The organism is Komagataeibacter xylinus, assembly GCF_009834365.1.
Lineage (GTDB): Bacteria > Pseudomonadota > Alphaproteobacteria > Acetobacterales > Acetobacteraceae > Komagataeibacter > Komagataeibacter xylinus_D.
On sequence record NZ_CP041348.1, the window covers coordinates 934,143 to 952,135 of the forward strand.

Here is a 17,993-nt window from a genome sequence, read left to right on the forward strand (position 1 = left end):
CATGAAAAAGCCGGTTTCATACCGGCTTTTTTAATGATGGTGGCCAGGGCGCATGCGCCGTTTGATACCCGGACGCCTGATATGCCATAAGGAGCGGCCACATGGCGCGATGCAAGAAGCTTTCTTTCTACGTCTTACGGGGTTCCCGCGCTGATGTTTTTGCGATAACGCAGAAAATATGCTCAAACCCCTCTCCGTAGGTTAACCTCAGGCCCATATTGTCTTCAGCTTCATGACATCCAAAGAGTCCTCACTGCTTCCGGAATACAGTGTCGTTGTTCCCTGTTATAATGAAGGGGAAAATCTGCGCGTGTTCCACGAACGTCTCTTCAATGTCATGCAGATGACAGGAAAGACGTGGGAAGTCGTCTACGTCAATGATGGCTCGCGCGATGATACGGCTGAAGTCATCACGGCCCTGGCGGATGGGGAGGCGAATGTCGCCTATCTCAACCTGTCGCGCAATTTTGGCAAGGAAATCTGCCTGACCGCGGGCCTCGATCACGCACAGGGCACGGAGGCGGTCATCATCATCGATGCCGACCTGCAGGACCCACCCGAAGTGATTACCGACCTGATCGCCGCCTATAAGGACGTGGATACGGTCTATGCCCAGCGCCGCTCCAGAAAGACGGATAGCTGGCTGAAACGGTTGACGGCCTTTGCTTTCTACCGGGTCATGGTCGGCCTGAGCAACCGCATCACCATTCCGCCCGATACGGGTGATTTCCGCCTGATCAGCCGCCGCGCGCTTGATGCCCTGCTTTCGCTGCGCGAGCGGCACCGCTTCATGAAAGGCCTGTTCGCCTGGGTTGGCTTTCCCAGCCGGGCCGTGCTGTACGACCGCGATGCGCGCCATAGCGGCTATAGCAGCTTCAATTACTGGAAATTGTGGAACTTCGCGCTTGAAGGCATTACCTCCTTCACCACCATTCCCCTCAAGCTGGCAACCTATATCGGTCTTCTCACATCAACCGTAGCACTTTTTTACGGTACGTTCCTCCTGATCAGGACCCTGATTTTTGGCAATAACGTGTCGGGCTACCCCAGCCTCATGACAGCAATACTGTTCCTGGGTGGCATACAGCTCATGGCTATGGGTATCATAGGTGAATATCTTGGTCGCGTATTCAATGAGACGAAGCAAAGACCGTTGTATATTGTAGAATGTTACGTAAAAAAAGGAATAAATCCATGAAAAAAGGATTAGAAGTTAATAAAATTATCCTTTTTTCATTCGTCATATCTGCTTTATCGCTTTTTATTTTTGACCTCGAGACCATTCCGTTTGGCGGTCTGACATATAGCACATGCAAATGGGACTGTTACTGGTACAGGGACATCATTCTGCATGGCTACACGCCCCAGACCTATCTTTCGCTTGCCCATATAGGGAAAGCCGCGTGGCCTTTCTTCCCGCTTTTTCCGGCACTGACTGCTGGCGTCAAAGCCCTGACTGGCCTGACAGCCGAAGGGGCGGCCCTCCTTGTCAATCAAACGCTGTTTTTCTTTATGGTGGCGCTTTCAGCGCTGTATTATAGAAAATTCATATGCAATCAAAAAACTTATGTATTTATAATAGCACTCTGCCTCTCTCCATTTTCATTATGGAGCAAGATTCAATACACAGAATGCATATATGGTATTATTACAGTTTTAACCTTTTATTTTGCGCGAGATCGGAAATATATACCATTAATCATCTGCTCTTTCCTTGCGGCACTTACTCGGCCGACAGGTGTCCTGCTGGTCAGTACATGTAGCGCCTACCTTATGCTTGATGCGTTGAAGACCCGGAATCTGAATGCTTTCCTGAACGGCGCATGGCCGATCGCGGTAGGAAGCCTGGGCCTATCGCTCTACATGCTTTATCTTTATTACCTGACCGGGGATGCGCTGGCATTTTCCCACATGCAGAGTAGCTGGGGGCGTCATTTCATGTTCCCCGGTGGCTGGATCATTGAAGCCATCACCCACGGCCACCGGATCAATGGGGTGATCTCGGCCATTATAGATATGTTTTTCCTGTATTACGGCTTCAAGAACCGCATGTATCTGGAAACATCGCTGCTGGCCCTCACCTTTTTTGTTGCCCTGAGCTCGGGTGTTGAATCCCTGCACAGATACATCATGGGCAATCCCTTATTTGTCATGATCTTTTGCCGCATGTTTGATCATAAAGAGAAAAAATTCACGAACAGTGCCCTAGTGTGTCTGTTTATCCTGAACCTGATCATTTCAGGCATGTGGTTCCATGATTCAAACTACTTTTATTAAAGAGGAGGGCTGGACAGAATGTCGAACAAATCGGTTATTTTCTTTTTCATATGCATTATGTCGTTTGATATGTTTGTTCTGTTCAAGGCCATGCATCCGACAGCAAGCCAGAATTACATCAATTATTTCATAAAAAATAATATATCGACCAAAGAATACAATACGAATGAACTATACGATTACAATGCACTGAAAGAAGCCAGTCCGGGCATGGAGGACTGGCGGTTCAGGCCCATATGCGAGGATATCAATCACCACTGCAACCTGCCGCGAAAGCACTGAGCCCACAAAGACTCTGCTGCCACGCTGTTGCCGCCCATCAGGCCCCGCTCATCAAGATAACAGGCCCGGACCCATGCACGGACAATCACGCCTTCTCGCCCTGCTTGCTGCGTTCATGCCTTGGGGACCAGTTCATGCCGGGAGCCCCCAGCCTCCCGCCAGCACCGTCACCCATACGCAGGCTAGCGTGGAATGGCAGGGCAATGGCCTGCTGCTTGAGGTTACAGCCTTGCGGGATGACATTGTCCGCATCCGTATCGCTCCGAATAGCGGCCATCTGCCGGAAGATGCCTCCTGGGCCGTTCTCCCGACCGCGCGGCAGGCACATGTTTGTGCCACCCCGACTGATGATGCGCATGCCGTAGGCTTTGCGACCAGATCCCTTAAAATCAGCATCAATCGCCTCACCAGCGCACTGAGCATAACGGATGACAAGGGCACCCCGCTCCTGACCGACAGGGGCGCGCCCGCGCTCCTGCCCTCTGACCGCCACGGCTTTACCCTGATCAAGACCCTGCCCGATGATGGTCACTTCTTTGGACTGGGCGACAAATTCGGCCCGCTGGACCGGCTGGGCAAAAGCTATGCCATGTGGAATACCGACAGTTACGGCTACCGGGAGGGACAGGACCCGCTTTACAAGGATATCCCCTTCTTCATCGGTTATACCCATCATGCCTATTATGGCGTTTTTGTTGATAACACCTGGCGGACATTCTTTGATTTCGGCCATGAAGACCCCTCTGCATTGCAGATCAAAGCAGAAGATGGCCCGATCGATTATTATGTCATGGCCGGGCCTGATGCCAAATCCGTTGAGCAGCAATATGCCTGGCTGACCGGGCCGCCCGCCATGCAGCCCGAATGGATGCTTGGCTTCCAGCAATCACGCTGGGGATATCCGACCGAGACCGCCCTGCGCGATATTGGAGCCCACCTGCGCGCCGACCATGTTCCCACCGATGCGGTCTGGATGGATATCGATTATCAGGATCGCTTCCGCCCCTTTACCGTCGATCCGGCCACATTTGCGCATTTTCACCAGATGATCGCCGATTTTGCCAAAACCGGCATCCATACGGTCGCCATTACGGACCTGCATATTGCCGATGCCCCGCATCAGGGCTACGCGCCCTATGACAGCGGCATGGCACAGGACCGTTTTGTCAAGGATGCCAGCGGCAGGCCCTATATCGCCCCCGTATGGCCCGGCCCCTCGCTGTTCCCTGATTTCACGCAGGCTGCGACCCGCGCCTGGTGGGGACAGCTATACCGCCACTTCGCCCTTGAAGACGGCATTGCCGGGTTCTGGAACGATATGGATGAACCCGCCGTTTTTGATACGCCCACCAAGACCATGCCGCTCAATACCGTGCACCGCATAGACGAACCGGGCTTTGTCCCCCGCACGGCGTCGCACCGCGAGATCCATAATATCTATGGCATGCAGAACCACCGTGCCACGTATGAAGGGCTGCTGGCACTCAAACCTGACGCGCGCCCTGTTGTCATGACCCGTGCCTCCTATGCCGGGGGCCAGCGCTATGGGGTGACCTGGACAGGGGATAACGCCTCCACCTGGAATCACCTGGCGCTAAGCGTGCCGATGCTCGAAAGCCTCGGTCTGGGCGGCTTTACCTTCTCTGGCGCTGATATTGGCGGGTTTGCAGGCGTGACCTCACCCGACCTGCTGACCCGCTGGTACGAAATCGCCATGTTCACCCCCATCGCCCGCTCGCATGCCGACAAGGATAGCGGCCCGCAGGAACCGTGGGCCGATGGCAGGATGCATGAAGACATCCGCCGCCACTTTATCGAGACCCGTTACCGCCTGCTGCCCTACAACTATACGCTGGCGGAAGAAGCATCGCGCACCGGTATCCCGATGATGCGCCCCCTCTTCATGGAATTTCCGGACACGCTCATCCACAAGGCCCCGATGGACCTTGCCAGTGGCAATGAGTTCATGTGGGGGGCGGCCCTGCTCGTGGCCCCCTCGCCCGCGCCGGAATCGCCCGCGCCCTACCGGGTCACGCTGCCGCCGGGCCAATGGTATGATTACTGGACCGGCCAACCGGTCACCACGGCTCAGGCGCTGGTTCTCAAGGGCGCGGCGGGCTCGATTGCCAGGGCAGAAGAGGGGGATACCAATACGGCACATGAGCTGAAAGTCGCACCCCGGCTGGATCAACTGCCGGTTTACGTGCGGGGCGGCAGCATCATTCCCCAGCAGCCGCTTGTACAAAGCACCATGCAAACACCGGGCGGCCCGCTCACGCTGCATGTCTATCCGGGCGGGAACTGCCAGGGCAGCGTGTATGCCGATGATGGACAATCCTTTGATTTTCGCAAGCAGGCCTACAACCGGGTCCGCTTTCGCTGCCAGATTGACCAAAAAGGCGGCCTGAGCCTGACGGTCGGCCCGACGGAAGGCACCTTCCAGCCATGGTGGCATGCCTATGCCGTTGTCATTCATGGCAGGAACGCACCCCACGCGCAGGCCACCTTCAATGGCACGACGCTACCCGTCAGCGTGGCTGATACACCCATAGGGCACGGGCTGATGGTGACCATTCCCGCTACGGAAGGTAGCCTGCAGGTAAACCAACCCATTCCTGAAAAATAAAAAGTTTTGGGGCGCCGCCTTTTTTCAAAAAGGCGGCATTCTTTGAAGCTTTTTGAAAAAAGCTTCACCAGAAATTTTTATACTGGTTCACCTGTCTTTCAGGATGGCGACATGGACCACGCCATCGTGCGTGACCCAGCCCCTGTACATCCCGTCGGTATTGAAGGGCATGGCGATATTGCCTTTATCATCCACCAAAATCGCGCCGCCATCGCCGCCAAGCGCCGGGATCTCGTGGTTGATCACCTCATCCGCCGCCTGCGCCAGCGGCTCGTGCATCATCGTCACCCGCATGCAGATCTCGTGGGCGGCGACCGTGCGGATGTAATATTCACCCCAGCCGGTGCCTGACATGGCGCAGCCTGCATTGGCGTATGTTCCAGCGCCAATGATGGGCGAATCGCCTACACGGCCCCACATCTTGTCCGTAAGCCCCCCCGTTGAGGTAGCGGCCGCCAGATGCCCGTTGCGGTCAAGGGCCACGGCGCCCACCGTTCCATGATGGGTGTCGGCTTCCTTTGCCTGCTTCTGCCGGTCTTTCTCCAGCGCCTCCTGCAACTGCGCCCAGCGCCGGTCGGTGCGGAAATAGGCGGGGTCAACCAGGGCCACGCCCTGCGTTCTGGCAAAGGCCTCCGCGCCATCGCCAATCAGGAACACATGGGGCGAATGCGCCATCACGGCGGCTGCCAGCGTTATGGGGTTGCGCACATGCGTCACCCCCGCAATGGCGCCAGCCTGCAGGGTCGCGCCATCCATGATCGCGGCATCCATCTCGTTATGCCCGTCATGCGTGAAAACCGCGCCCCTGCCTGCGTTGAATTCCGGGTCATCTTCAAGCACCTGCACGGCGGCTTCCACCGCCTCGACCGCGGGCCTGCCGGTTTTCAGCTTTTTGTAACCGGTGCGCAATGCGCGCTTAAGCGCGGCCCTGACCGCTTTTTCACGCGCAGGGGTCATATCCTTGCGGATCACGCCCGCCCCACCATGAATGACCAGCACCGGTTCGGCCGCATGGGCCTGCACCGCCACGGAACACAGCAGGCAGACCAGCGCCGCAGAAAGTATTTTCACCTGTCAAACTCCCCGGAGAACCAAGGCGCTGAGTTTACAGGAATAATACGGACAGGAAACGATTTCTTCCGCGCGCAGCCAGAAGCATATTTTAAGGGACGTTTTTGAGGCTTCGTGAAAAAAGCCGCTTTCCGGCAGCCTTTAGAGCACGCTGCGAATAGATTGAATCATAGGATTCCAAAAGGGCGTCTGATGTGATTCAAGATGAAGACTGGTGAAGGAGGCCAGCCTTCATGCCAAAAGCTTACTCGCAGGATTTACGAGACCGCGTGATTGATGCGGTGGAGAAAGACGGCATGAGTTGCCGGGCAGCGGCGCGGCGTTTCGGCGTGAGTGATTCTTCAGCGATCAAATGGGTGCAGCGCGCAAGACGCATCGGAGATCGGTGCTGCGCCGGCACGGGCGGGCATCGTCCCTCGAAAACCAGACCTGAACGGGCCTGGCTGCTGGCCATCATTGATGCCGAACCTGATATCACCCTTGCGGCGCTGTCGATCCGACTGCGCGAGGAGCGTGGCGTTCAGGCCGACACAGGCATGCTCTCGCGCTTTTTCCAATCCGAAGGGATCAGCTTCAAAAAAAAGCGTGCTGCCCTGCGAGCAGGATCGGCCTGACGTCGCGCGCAAGCGTAAATTCTGGAAGCGCTATCAGGCCGATATAGATCCCACGCATCTGGTCTTTATCGACGAAACCTGGGCCAAGACCAACATGACGCGCACGCACGGCCGTTGCCGCAAAGGTGAGAGACTGAGAGCCAGAGTCCCTCATGGCCACTGGAAGACACTGACCTTTCTGGCTGCCTTGCGTCATGACCGGATCACCGCACCCTGCGTTCTCGACGGACCGATCAACGGGCGCAGTTTTTTGGCCTATGTCGAGCAGTTTCTGGTTCCAACACTCAAGCCGGGCGATATCGTCGTGCTCGACAATCTCGGCAGTCACAAGGGCGATGCGGTTCGCAAGGCCATTCGGGCTGTCGGGGCGAGGATGATCTTCCTGCCGCCCTACAGTCCCGATCTCAATCCGATCGAACAGGCCTTCGCCAAACTCAAGACTTTGCTGCGAAAAGCCGCAGAGAGATCCGTTGAGACAACATGGAAACGCATCGGCGAACTCATCAAATGCTTCTCTCCACGGGAATGCGCCAATTATCTCAAGAACTCAGGATACGCATCAATCTAATCACAGAATGCTCTAATGCAGGCTGGCCCATGAAGGCGCGCCACGCAGGCTGTGATAGAGCAGGATATCCGGCCCGCAGTACTCCGGCTGGTCCGGGCACACGCTCATGCCCGCCCCGCCAAAAACCTGCCGGGCCACGATGTCATGTTCGCGCACATAGGCAATGACCCGGCTCACCCCTGCATCATGCGCAAAGGCCAGCGCCGTGGTCGTTGCCTCACGTGATAGCGCCGTATCACGCACATCGGCAACCATGATGAACTGCAGTTCATGGCAGTCAGGCGCGGTGGTGGAAGGCTGCACGCCTGCCAGCCCGATGAAGCGGCCCTGCTGGCGCACGGTAAACATGCCCACGCCCTCGCGACCCCAGGTCATGAGGTCGGTCAGCATGTCCTGCTCGCTCAGCACGCGGTTGCACACGCCGCCAGCAAGCCGCCCGGTCACGCCAGCGCTGGCCTTGAGCCGCACCACGTCCACAAGGTCGGTCCATGAGACCGGATCAAGCTGCAGGTGGCCTGTCTGTATGTGATATCGACATCCCATTACTGCCTCCCCCAGGGCCGGTGCGTAAAACCCGGCCTTTATTGAAGGCAGATAATGGGGCCGATGGCAAATGGAATCAGCGCTCGATGGGGCGGTACTTGATGCGGCTCGGCTCGGTCGCATCCGGGCCAAGGCGGCGGCGCTTGTCTTCCTCATAGGCCTGGAAGTTACCCTCGAACCATTCCACGTGGCTGTCGCCCTCAAAGGCGAGGATGTGGGTGGCCAGACGGTCAAGGAACCAGCGGTCATGGCTGATGATGACCGCACAGCCCGCGAATTCGGCCAGGGCATCCTCCAGCGCGCGCAGCGTATCGACATCAAGGTCGTTGGTCGGCTCATCGAGCAGGATCACGTTGCTTTCCTGCCGCAGCATCTTGGCAAGGTGCACACGGTTGCGCTCACCACCCGAGAGCACGCCCACCTTCTTCTGCTGGTCCGCGCCCTTGAAGTTGAAGGCGCCGACATAAGCGCGCGACGGCACGGCGCGCTTGCCAAGGTAGATCACGTCGGTCCCGCCGGAGATTTCCTCCCACACGGTCTTGTCGTCATCGAGGCTGAAGCGCGACTGGTCCACATAGCCGAGCTTGACCGTGTCACCAATGGTCAGCTTGCCGCTATCAGGCGTTTCCTGCCCCATGATCATCTTGAACAGGGTGGATTTACCCGCGCCATTCGGCCCGATCACGCCCACGATGCCGCCCGGCGGCAGCTTGAAGTTCAGGTCATCGATCAGCAGGCGGTTGCCAAAGCCCTTGCGCAGGTCCTCGGCCTCGATCACCGTGCTGCCAAGGCGGGGCCCGGGCGGAATGACGATATCGGCAACGCCATTCGCCTTCTCGTTGTTCTGGGCCAGCATTTCCTCATAACGCGCGATACGCGACTTGCTCTTGGCCTGACGGGCCTTGGGCGAGGAGCCGATCCATTCCTGCTCGGCGGCAAGGGCGCGCTGGCGTGCGCTCTCTTCCTTTTCCTCCTGCGCCAGGCGCTTGCGCTTCTGGGTCAGCCAGGAGGAATAGTTGCCCTCGAACGGATAGCCACGGCCACGCTCGAGTTCCAAAATCCAGTTGGTGACGTTATCGAGGAAGTAACGGTCATGGGTAATGACCATCACGGTGCCTTCGTAGTCACGCAGCGTCTTTTCCAGCCACGATACGCTCTCGGCATCAAGGTGGTTGGTCGGCTCATCGAGCAGCAGCAGGTCGGGCTTTTCAAGCAGCAGGCGGCACAGCGCCACGCGGCGGCGCTCACCACCGGAAAGCTTTTCCACGGGGCTGTCAGCGGGCGGGCAGCGCAGGGCCTCGAGTGCAATCTCGAGCTTGCGGTCGAGTTCCCAGCCATCGCCGGCGTCGATCACTTCCTGCAGTTCGGCCTGTTCGGCCAGCAGGGTGTTCATTTCATCATCGGACATGGGCTCGGCGAACTTCATCGAGATCTCGTTGAAGCGGTCCACGGCCTTTTTCAGCTCGCCAAAGCCCAGCGCCACGTTCTCGCCAACCGTCAGGCTCTCGTCGAGCTTGGGTTCCTGCTCGAGATAGCCCACGCGCGCGCCCTCGGCCGCCCATGCCTCGCCGCCGAATTCCTTTTCCACGCCGGCCATGATCTTGAGCAGCGTCGATTTACCGGCACCGTTGACGCCAAGCACGCCAATCTTGACGCCGGGCAGGAAGGACAGGGTGATGCCCTTGAAGACCTCACGCCCACCCGGATACGCCTTGGTCAGGTCCTTCATCACATAGACATATTGCGTGGCGGCCATGACGGTCGGCTCCTGATAAACTGATGAGAAAATGGTCAAGTCACCGCACGGCGTGAGCTGCATCGGGGCATGCCCGCCGTGCCGCATGCTGAAAAGCCTGCGCCCGGCAGGACTTGAACCCGCAACCAAGCCGTTATGAGCGGCCCGCTCTAACCAATTGAGCTACGGGCGCGCAGGCAGCCCCTGATCTCGCGCATGTCGCGGGATTTGGCAAGATCAACGTGCCTTTTTGTGCGTAATTTTTTCCGCGGCACGGGCAACATTGCCATAAAAAAAACAGGTTCATGATCTGGCTCATGGTTGGCCGCCCTGCCACGGAACATGACTTGCACAGGAAACGCGGGCAGATATACCGTCATGCCCCGTTAATTCATGCCGCTCCGCTCCGGGGTGGCTCTTAACACACATACAGGCAGCAGGAGGCCTGAACAGCAATGGACGTATCAAAGATTTCCCCCGGCAAGGACGTACCCAACGACATCAACGTCGTGATCGAAATTCCGCAGGGTTCAGGCGTCAAATACGAGATCGACAAGGATAGCGGCGCGCTGGTGGTGGACCGCATCCTGTTCACGCCCATGGTCTATCCGGCGGCCTATGGCTTCATTCCCAACACGCTGGCCGCCGATGGCGACCCGACCGACGCGCTGGTGCTGATGCCCGCCGCCGTGGTGCCGGGCGTTGTGGTACGTGCGCGCCCCATCGGCGTGCTGCGCATGGAAGACGAGAGCGGCCAGGACGAGAAGATCATCTGCGTGCCGCACGACAAGGTGCACCCGTACTATTCCAACGTGGAAAAGCTCGAGGATCTGCCCGAGATCGTGCTCAAGGAGATCGAGCACTTCTTCACCCGCTACAAGGACCTGGAAAAGGGCAAGTGGGTCAAGGTTGCAGGCTGGGCCGACAAGAAGGTTGCGGGCGAAGTGATCCTTGAATCCGTCAAGGCCGTCGCTGGCAAGTAAGACGACCGATAAAAGTTTTTGGTGAAGCTTTTTTCAAAAAGCTTCGAAAAACGCCGCCTTTTTGAAAAAAGGCGGCCCCCAAAAACTTTTATCCCCTTAATATTCAGGCGGCATTGGTCAGCCTGCTGCCACCATGGGTCAGTTCCCCGATCAGCCGGTGGTAGCCCGCCATGTAGTCCTGCATGGCCAGCGTTTTTACGGCATGGGCGCGGACATTGGCCCGCAGCCTTGCCGCAAACCTTTCATCTTCCAGCAGTTCCACCACGCCCTGCGCAATACGCCGTGGCGCGAGGAAGGGCACAAGCCGCGCGGTGCGGCCATCTTGCAGGAATTCCTCCACCGGCGCGGTCTGGCTGCCCACGATCGCGCAGCCACAGGCCATGGCCTCACGCAATGACCATGACGCCACAAACGGGTATGTCAGATAGACATGCGCGTCCGATCGCTGCAGCAGGCGGCGGAAATCATCATATTTCACCCTTCCCGCAAAATGCACGCGCCGCATGTCCAGCACGCTGCCGAGTTCGGCCAGCATATGCTGCCGCCATGTCTGCCCGCCCGGAGCGGGGGCGCCGTAGCTGACCCCATCGCCACCCACCAGCACCACCCGCGCATCGGGTCGCGCCCGCAAAATATGGGGCAGCGCGCGCATGAACATATGAAACCCCCGATACGGTTCAAGGTCACGCGCAACATAGGTGACCAGTTTCTCGCCGGGCTGCACCACCACATTGCCCAACGTGAAGGGGCGCAGGCGGGCCTGCGGGTCCGGGGCGCATTCTTGCAGGTCCACCCCTTCGGGCAGCAGGGTCAGGCGCGGGCGCGCCCAGTCAGGATAGGTTGCGTGCTGGAAGCGCGTGGGCGTATGCCCCCATCCCGGCAGGGCCAGGGCAAGCAGGTTGAGCGTATTGCGGGCACGGATGAGCGGCGCCACATCGCTGGCGGGCGCGAATTCAGGGTCAAAGCCCACATCCAGCCCGGTGGGATGATAGAAGAACTCGTAATAACCCAGCAGCGGCACGCCGGGATACACATCGGGCAGGTCCAGCATCTCGCCCCAGCCATGGTGGCCGATAATGATGTCGGGTACATAGCCCAGATCCCGCAGGGTGCGTGCCGCCTGCGCCACTGCCGCCGCGCGCTGCATGGCCCGGGCGAGTTCCGCCACCGGCCCCGGCGCGGCCAGTTCCGGCGCGGGCGGCAGGCGGTAGGCCACCCGGCGCACGCCCGCCATGTGGGATGTTCCTGATTCGCTGATGAAAATGATCTCGTTGCCGCCCTGCCCCCGCAGGTCGCGCAGCAGGTGCAGGAACTGGGCGGGAAAATTCTGGTGCACGAAGAGGTATTTCATGCAGCCCTCCCGCCGCCTGCGCTCATGAACCGGCCAGCACGCCGGGCCTGCGGGGTGCCGCACCCCTGCGGCGGGGCGACCGGGCGGGCGCTGCCGCGCCGCCGGGCTTGCGGTGCCACCACGGCACGGGCCGGTCCGGGCTGGCCTGCGTCTGCGCCTTCTGCTTCATCTTTTCAGGCGGTGTATTGTCACCCACGGCCTCTACCGCGTCGGGTGGCTCGCGCCGTCGCTGCGGCGGCACACGCCTGCCCCGCCTGACCCGCCCCACAGGCAACGCGGGGGCTACGGGCGGGGCCAGCGCATCAAGCACCTGATCTTCCATGCAGGCATCGCCCTGCGCCGGGGCAGGCGGTCGAACCGGAGTCCGGGGCTGCATCACCACGCGAAAGGCCTCGAGCGGGGCCTGCGTCGTAGCCATGACCGGCGCATCCGCCACCGGCCCAATGCGGCTGCCATCGATAAAGCTGGCCTCCACCTGGCATTCATAGGCCTGGGCCGCCGCCCCCTTCAGCCGCACGCGCAGGCCGAGCAGAGGCAGCGCCATGCCCCGGCTGCCGCAATATTCGCCGCCGCCCGCCCACGGCGAGAACCAGTCCTGCCCCAGTATGGCCTGATATTCGAGATCGGTCGGAGCCACGCCGGGGGCGGGCTGGATGGCAAACCCCTCCAGCCAGTGCCCGCTCCCGCTTTCGCCCATCCACGCGCCAAGCTCTGCCTTTACATCGCCCCGGTGCTGGATATGGGCCATCATGCCCCCTGCTGGCGGCGCAGTTGCGGCCTGCGCCACCCGTGCCGGTTGGGCTGCAGCAGGCGGGGCCGAAGCCGTGCCGCCGAGGCGGACAATCTTCAGGACAGGCAGTTCACCGGGCGCGTCGTGATCGCGATAGGTGGTGACCAGCACCCCGCCCCCGCCTGCTGGCACCATGACCAGCGCCGCCCCTCCGCTCGCCCCGATCCAGCCCTGCGCGTCAAAGGTGCTGACCCGCACCCCGTCGGTGCCCGGCGGAGCGCTGACGCGCATGCCCGTCAGTTTCCCGAAGCGCGCTGGAGCCGTGAGGGCAGCATGAAACAGGCAGTACAGCCCTGCATCCAGCCGCATGAGCCGTGCCGTGGCCTGCACGGTATCGGGTTTTGCCACGGGTGCGGGTTCGCTTGCAGTCTGCATCATGGCCGCTCCACCCGGACGGGGGACGGCACGGGCGCACGGACAGGGGCGGGATAGGTCAAGGCGGGCCTCTTGCAACGGGTCAGGAACACGCCGGGCGTGCAACGTCATGCCCGGCCTGTGCATAAGACAGCAAAAACGTATTCAATTGGTGAACGGGCAGCCCCAGCGGCACGCAGGCTCCCCGCCCCGTGGCGCGGATGCGCTGCGCAATGGTACCGATATCAAACGCCACGGCCCGCAGCCCCGCCCGCCATAGCAAGGTGAGCGTGAAGCACCATGTCTCGGGCCACAGCGCGGGCATAAGGCCCACATCACCCGCGCAGCCGCGCACCAGCGCCAGGCCATCTGCTTCATCATAATGGCCGGTTATGAACACGCGGCCCGTTTCCAGCAGGGCGGCGTCATCCGCCGTGTGGCCCACCACCACGAATTCCAGCGGCAGGTCGCGCGCGCGCGCATCCGTGGCCGCCGCGAGCACGATGGCATAACCTTTTTCCAGCCCGATCCCGCCCACGATCACCACCCGGCAGCGCTCATTGCGTGGTGGCAGGCCAGTAGCGGCGGGTGTGGCATCCCGCGCGGCAAATTGCGGCAGGGACAGCGCAGGGCCATCATCTTCCAGCGCCTGCATATGCGGCGTGACATGGGGAAAATACCGGCCCAGCCGCAGGGCAACCTCCGCCGAGGGCACGATCACCCGCCGCGCACCGGCGAGTTCACGGGCCGTGTCATGACGCAGGCGCGTCACATCGCGCTCGCCCACCACGGAGCCGAGCACGCCCACGCAGGCCGCACATCCCGCCGCATCGGGCTCGCCGCAATACCGCCCCGCAGGCCCCACCAAGGTGACGCGCGGGCACAGCCCGGCATAGTCATGCACGTAATATTCATAGGGCAGCGCCAGCACCTGGCACAAAGCCCGCGCGCGCGCATCGTGGCCCAGTTGGTGATGGATCTCGATCTGGCCTACGCCCAGCGCGCGCAGCAGGGCCACAAGGGCTGCTTCCTGCGCGGGCCAGGCAAAATGCAGATCGGGCCAGTCGGCGTCGGGCCTGCCATCGCGCAGCACGAACCCTTCGGGCGTGGGGTCGAGCACGACTGGCAACCGCCCCGCCGCCAGCCAGAGCCGTGCCCGCGCCCGCACCACGCGCGCCACGCCGCCGCCTTCACCATGGCTGACCAGCAGAACCGCCCCTGCCAGCCCTGCCGCAACCGTACCCCGGCACCACACCAGAACCGACAGCCGGTGCCGTGCCGCCCGCAGCGGATCGGCTGCAATATGGGCTGCCACCAGCGCATCATAACCGGGAAAGAGCCGGTTCAGAATCCAGATATTGCGCCGCAGCAGGTCAGCCCGCGCACTGGCAAACGATACGCCCCCCACATGCCCCACAAATGCGCCCACCGCCGCCTGGTGCCGCCACCCACCCAGACGCGCGCGCATGCAGAAATCATTTTCCTCCCCATAGCCCCGGCCAAACAGTTCGGGGCGGAAAGGGCCGGTCTGGCGCAGGCAGTCATGGCGGATGAACATGCAGAAGCCATGCGCGGTGGGAATCTCCACATCCTGCCCGCCATTGGCCCGCCTTGCCGCTGCCATCAGGCGCCGCACCGCCGCAAGGCCGCCCACCAGCGGGGCGGGACGGGCGGGGTCAGGCCATGTGAGAATGGTGGCATCGTTGGAAAGGGGCGAGACGGTGCCCGTATCGGCGCGGGCATAGGCTACATGCCGCATTTCCTCCAGCCAGCCCGGTGCCACCAGTGTGTCGCTGTTGAGCAGCACCACGTCACAGCCCGCCGCATCCGCCAGCGCGGTGCAGACCGCCGCCGGGTAGCCCTGGTTGCGGGCATGCCGGCGCAGCACGATACGCCCCTGCCCTGCCAGCGCATCCAGCGCACGGGCCAGATCAGGGTCCGGGGTGGCGTCATCCACCACCATGACCTCGGTGGTGGCATGTGCCGGCGCGACAAGGCTGGCCAGCACGCTGTCGAGACAGGCCAGCGTGGCTGCCCGGTCGGCATAGACCGGAATGACCACCCGGCAGCGCGGGGCGCACGGCGGCACGCGCACCGGTGCCGTGCCACGGCCGCGCATGGCGGGAAAGACAGGCCGCGCTGCGGGCAGCCCGATGGGCAGGGGCGAGCCGATCAGATCCTGCCCATCGGGCCGCACGACCCGCACGCTGCCGGCTGAAGCCATGGCCGGCCACGGTACATGAAACGTCCAGACCGGCAGGCCGGGGCCTGCCGCGCTGTCCTGTCGGCCCACCTTGCCGCGCCTGAGCGTGAGGGCGCGCCTGCCCCGTGCATCAATCAGGTGCAGCACCGGGCGGCGATCGGGGCAGGCAGGCATCAAGGCCCAGCCTGCCAGCCCGTGATCATCGGGCCACATGGCACCAAGCGTGGCGCATAAGGTCGCGCGGTCAGGGCGACCGCCGAGCAGCACGGTGCCCGCATGGCGCACCACGATCTCGCGCCCATGCCGCCAGTGCGGGGGGAGTGGCGTGCTGCCGCCCGGTTGCGCCGGGCAGGGCTGGCCATCAAGCCGGATTTCAGGCAGGGCACGAACAGGCAGCGCGCCCCAGTGCAGCACGCCATCGGGGTCAAGCGCGCACCAGCCGGGCTGCCCCGTGTGCTGGCATATCAGCACCGCCGCGCGGTGCAGGTCGGGTTCGAAACCATAACGGCCAAAAAAGCGGTCAAGCGCCGCCGCCGCGCGGCTCCACGCCCCGGCACCGCACAGGGCCAGCACCAGCAGTTTCAGCCCCGTGCGGAATTCCTGCCCGGCCATGAGCTGCTCGACCGCCTGCGCGGCCTGCATCGCCTGCCCTGCGCCCAGCAGCACCGCCGCCTGGGCAAAACGGACCGTCCGGTCGCCTGAGGCCATGCGGGCCGCACGCGCCATCCACGCTACGGCCTGCGCATGCTGGCCTGCCGCCGCCTGCCGCCAGGCCTGCCGCATGGCAGCACTCACTTCCACCTCCGGCACGCCATCAGGACCAGCGCGAGGCTGTCGCCTGGTCATCCGCCCGCCAGTTGCGCGCATTCCGCCCGTGCCGCATCCAGCCCCTGTGCACTGGCCTGTTCCAGCCAGTGGCGAGCCTGTGCGGCGTCAGCAGGTCCGGCCAACCCCCGCGCCAGATAACGCCCCGCCATAAGCTGCGCCAGCGGATGGCCCGCCGCAGCGCCCCGCAGGAACCAGTGCAAAGCCTGCGCCCGATCGGGCGGGATGTCATGCCCGCCGCCGTACAACGCGCCCAGCGAGAACATGGCCTCCGCCCGGCCAGCAGCGGCGGCTTTGTGATACAGGGCCAGTGCCCCCGCATGGTCGCGAGGGCCACCACGCCCCTCCAGCCGGAGCAGGGCTGCGGCAAGGCAGGCCGCGGGCAGGCCATGCGTGGCCGCCTGCTCCAGCCAGTGCCGCGCCCGCGTCAGATCAGCCGCCACGCCATCACCCTCAAGCAGCATGCGGCCATACCAGTAGGCGGCATTGACCACGCCCACGCGGGCGGCGCGTTCCATCCACAATGCGGCTGCCGGGCGGTCCATGGGCCGCCCCACGCCTTCATGCAGGCTGACCGCGAGGTTGAAGGCGGCAACCGGGTCACCCGCCTGTGCCGCCGGTTCAAAATCAACCAGAGCAGGCGGCGTGGCGGCCTGTTCCGCCCCGCCTGCCAGCAGGGTTGCGGCAAGGTCGCTCATGGCAGTCAAATCACCCAGTTCCGCCGCGCGTTCCAGCCATTGGCGGGCCAGGTCCGGGTCAGCGGCCACGCCGCGCCCCTGCTGGTACAGCACGGCAAGCATGCGGCAGGCCAGTGCATGACCGTGATCTGCGGCCACGCGGTACCACGCAACCGCTTCATGATCGGCGGGAATGGCCGCCTCGCCGCGCGCATGCAGGTCGCCCAGCAGGGCGGCGGCCTCACGGTCGCCCCCAAGGGCCGCGCGGCGCAGCCATGTCTCGGCCATCAGCATGTTGCGCGGGCCATCCGCCCGGTCATGCAGCAGCAGCGCGCCATAGCGGGCCTGTGCGGGGCGCACGCCCTGTTCGGCCGCCCGCCCGTACCACAATGCGGCCTGACCCATGTCACGCGGCATGCCCCAGCCCCGCTCATGCAGCAGGCCCAGCATGTACTGCGCGGTGGGCAGGCAACTTTCCGCCGCGCGGTTCAGGGCGGCGACCGCATCGGGGTCGGTGCCCGGTGCCTGAGTTGCCAGATGGGCTGCCGCCAGCCCCAGATCACCCTGCGGGCACCCCGCCTGTGCTGCGCGCGCGCACCAAAGGCGCGCCGCCTCTCCGTCGCGCACGCTCTCTGGCCCGCAGGCCAGCAGGTAGCCATAGAGCGCCTGCGCATCGGGCAGGCCGAGGCTGGCCGCACGCTGCGCCCAACCGGTTGCAGCCACCGGGTCGGGCCAGCGTTCGATACCTGCGGGCAGGCTGTCAGGCAGCAGGCCGTCGGCCCCCTTTCCATCAGGTGGGTCAACCAGCAGCATGAGCGCCATGGCAAAACAGGCTTCGGCATGATCAGCGGTCGCGGCACGGTGCATCCAGCGCACGCCCTCAGTCGGGCTGCGGGGCACGCCCTGGCCTTCCAGATAGGCGCGGCCCACCTGGTACTGCGCGGCCACCATGCCCTCCTGCGCCAGCCTGCCCAGCAGGGCAAAACCCTGCGGGGCGCGACCTTCGTGCTCCAGCCAGCTTATGGCGCGCTGCAGCCGCCCCTGCGCGGAGAACCCCTCCCGCCAGCGGGAAAGCAGCTTGTACATCCCGCCCC

General features: G+C 62.5%; 12 protein-coding genes and 1 tRNA gene. 5 read left to right on the forward strand and 8 right to left on the reverse strand.

Going from position 1 to position 17,993, the window contains the following annotated elements:
- Window positions 1-232: 232 nt before the first annotated feature.
- The 3 genes from FMA36_RS04465 to FMA36_RS04475 all read left to right on the forward strand — a co-directional run bounded on the left by FMA36_RS04465 (window position 233) and on the right by FMA36_RS04475 (window position 5,185).
- The gene (locus tag FMA36_RS04465; RefSeq protein WP_159261127.1) at window positions 233-1,198 is read left to right on the forward strand and encodes a glycosyltransferase family 2 protein; all 966 of its coding nucleotides are present in this window, start codon (window positions 233-235) and stop codon (window positions 1,196-1,198) included.
- Window positions 1,195-2,277: a hypothetical protein gene (locus FMA36_RS04470; RefSeq protein ID WP_159261129.1), complete on the forward strand. Its 1,083-nt coding sequence runs from the start codon at window positions 1,195-1,197 to the stop codon at window positions 2,275-2,277. Before FMA36_RS04465 ends, FMA36_RS04470 begins: the two co-directional genes overlap by 4 nt.
- 355 nt (window positions 2,278-2,632) lie before the next feature.
- The gene (locus FMA36_RS04475) at window positions 2,633-5,185 is read left to right on the forward strand and encodes a glycoside hydrolase family 31 protein (protein ID WP_159261131.1); all 2,553 of its coding nucleotides are present in this window, start codon (window positions 2,633-2,635) and stop codon (window positions 5,183-5,185) included.
- A gap of 87 nt (window positions 5,186-5,272) precedes the next feature.
- Here FMA36_RS04475 and FMA36_RS04480 read toward each other — a convergent pair whose 3' ends face one another.
- The gene (locus FMA36_RS04480) at window positions 5,273-6,256 is read right to left on the reverse strand and encodes an isoaspartyl peptidase/L-asparaginase family protein (protein WP_159261132.1); all 984 of its coding nucleotides are present in this window, start codon (window positions 6,254-6,256) and stop codon (window positions 5,273-5,275) included.
- Window positions 6,257-6,489: 233 nt separating this feature from the next.
- Between FMA36_RS04480 and FMA36_RS04485 the strand changes: the two genes are divergently transcribed.
- Window positions 6,490-7,438, forward strand: a protein-coding gene (locus FMA36_RS04485; RefSeq protein WP_159260215.1) for an IS630 family transposase whose coding sequence is annotated in 2 segments (ribosomal slippage) — window positions 6,490-6,852 and window positions 6,854-7,438 — 948 coding nt in all. Because the reading frame shifts where the segments join, the coding sequence is not laid out codon by codon here.
- Window positions 7,439-7,450: 12 nt separating this feature from the next.
- On the opposite strand, the gene FMA36_RS04490 is transcribed toward FMA36_RS04485, so the two are convergent.
- The 3 genes from FMA36_RS04490 to FMA36_RS04500 all read right to left on the reverse strand — a co-directional run bounded on the left by FMA36_RS04490 (window position 7,451) and on the right by FMA36_RS04500 (window position 9,909).
- A complete protein-coding gene (locus tag FMA36_RS04490; protein WP_159261134.1) occupies window positions 7,451-7,981 on the reverse strand; it encodes a GNAT family N-acetyltransferase in 531 nt (176 codons plus the stop codon).
- 76 nt (window positions 7,982-8,057) lie between these two features.
- Window positions 8,058-9,737, reverse strand: a complete 1,680-nt coding sequence (gene ettA, locus FMA36_RS04495) for an energy-dependent translational throttle protein EttA (protein ID WP_159261136.1) — start codon at window positions 9,735-9,737, stop codon at window positions 8,058-8,060.
- 98 nt (window positions 9,738-9,835) lie between these two features.
- Window positions 9,836-9,909, reverse strand: a tRNA-Ile gene (locus FMA36_RS04500).
- Between the two features lie 262 nt (window positions 9,910-10,171).
- Here FMA36_RS04500 and ppa point away from each other — a divergent pair.
- Window positions 10,172-10,699 (forward strand): inorganic diphosphatase, encoded by a 528-nt coding sequence (gene ppa / locus FMA36_RS04505; RefSeq protein WP_061272287.1) that lies wholly within the window; start codon window positions 10,172-10,174, stop codon window positions 10,697-10,699.
- Between the two features lie 103 nt (window positions 10,700-10,802).
- Here the strand turns inward: ppa and FMA36_RS04510 are convergent, their stop codons facing one another.
- The 4 genes from FMA36_RS04510 to FMA36_RS04525 form a co-directional block, all read right to left on the reverse strand.
- Entirely contained in the window at window positions 10,803-12,050 is a 1,248-nt protein-coding gene (locus tag FMA36_RS04510; protein ID WP_159261138.1) for a glycosyltransferase, read from the reverse strand.
- Window positions 12,051-12,072: 22 nt separating this feature from the next.
- On the reverse strand, window positions 12,073-13,218 hold the full coding sequence (locus FMA36_RS04515; protein WP_240906475.1) for a hypothetical protein: 1,146 nt from the start codon (window positions 13,216-13,218) through the stop codon (window positions 12,073-12,075).
- Between the two features lie 79 nt (window positions 13,219-13,297).
- Window positions 13,298-16,243: a glycosyltransferase gene (locus FMA36_RS04520; protein WP_346766525.1), complete on the reverse strand. Its 2,946-nt coding sequence runs from the start codon at window positions 16,241-16,243 to the stop codon at window positions 13,298-13,300.
- Window positions 16,240-17,985, reverse strand: a complete 1,746-nt coding sequence (locus FMA36_RS04525) for a tetratricopeptide repeat protein (RefSeq protein WP_159261140.1) — start codon at window positions 17,983-17,985, stop codon at window positions 16,240-16,242. The genes FMA36_RS04520 and FMA36_RS04525 overlap by 4 nt, the downstream gene beginning before the upstream one ends.
- Window positions 17,986-17,993: the final 8 nt, after the last annotated feature.

Bases quoted from the DNA above. Each gene is read 5' to 3' on its own strand.
- FMA36_RS04465 (WP_159261127.1), top strand. From the start codon at position 233: ATGACATCCAAAGAGTCCTCACTGCTTCCGGAATACAGTGTCGTTGTT.
- FMA36_RS04470 (WP_159261129.1), top strand. From the start codon at position 1,195: ATGAAAAAAGGATTAGAAGTTAATAAAATTATCCTTTTTTCATTCGTC.
- FMA36_RS04475 (WP_159261131.1), top strand. From the start codon at position 2,633: ATGCACGGACAATCACGCCTTCTCGCCCTGCTTGCTGCGTTCATGCCT.
- FMA36_RS04490 (WP_159261134.1), bottom strand. From the start codon at position 7,981: ATGGGATGTCGATATCACATACAGACAGGCCACCTGCAGCTTGATCCG.
- ettA (WP_159261136.1), bottom strand. From the start codon at position 9,737: ATGGCCGCCACGCAATATGTCTATGTGATGAAGGACCTGACCAAGGCG.
- ppa (WP_061272287.1), top strand. From the start codon at position 10,172: ATGGACGTATCAAAGATTTCCCCCGGCAAGGACGTACCCAACGACATC.
- FMA36_RS04510 (WP_159261138.1), bottom strand. From the start codon at position 12,050: ATGAAATACCTCTTCGTGCACCAGAATTTTCCCGCCCAGTTCCTGCAC.
- FMA36_RS04515 (WP_240906475.1), bottom strand. From the start codon at position 13,218: ATGATGCAGACTGCAAGCGAACCCGCACCCGTGGCAAAACCCGATACC.
- FMA36_RS04520 (WP_346766525.1), bottom strand. From the start codon at position 16,243: ATGACCAGGCGACAGCCTCGCGCTGGTCCTGATGGCGTGCCGGAGGTG.
- FMA36_RS04525 (WP_159261140.1), bottom strand. From the start codon at position 17,985: ATGTACAAGCTGCTTTCCCGCTGGCGGGAGGGGTTCTCCGCGCAGGGG.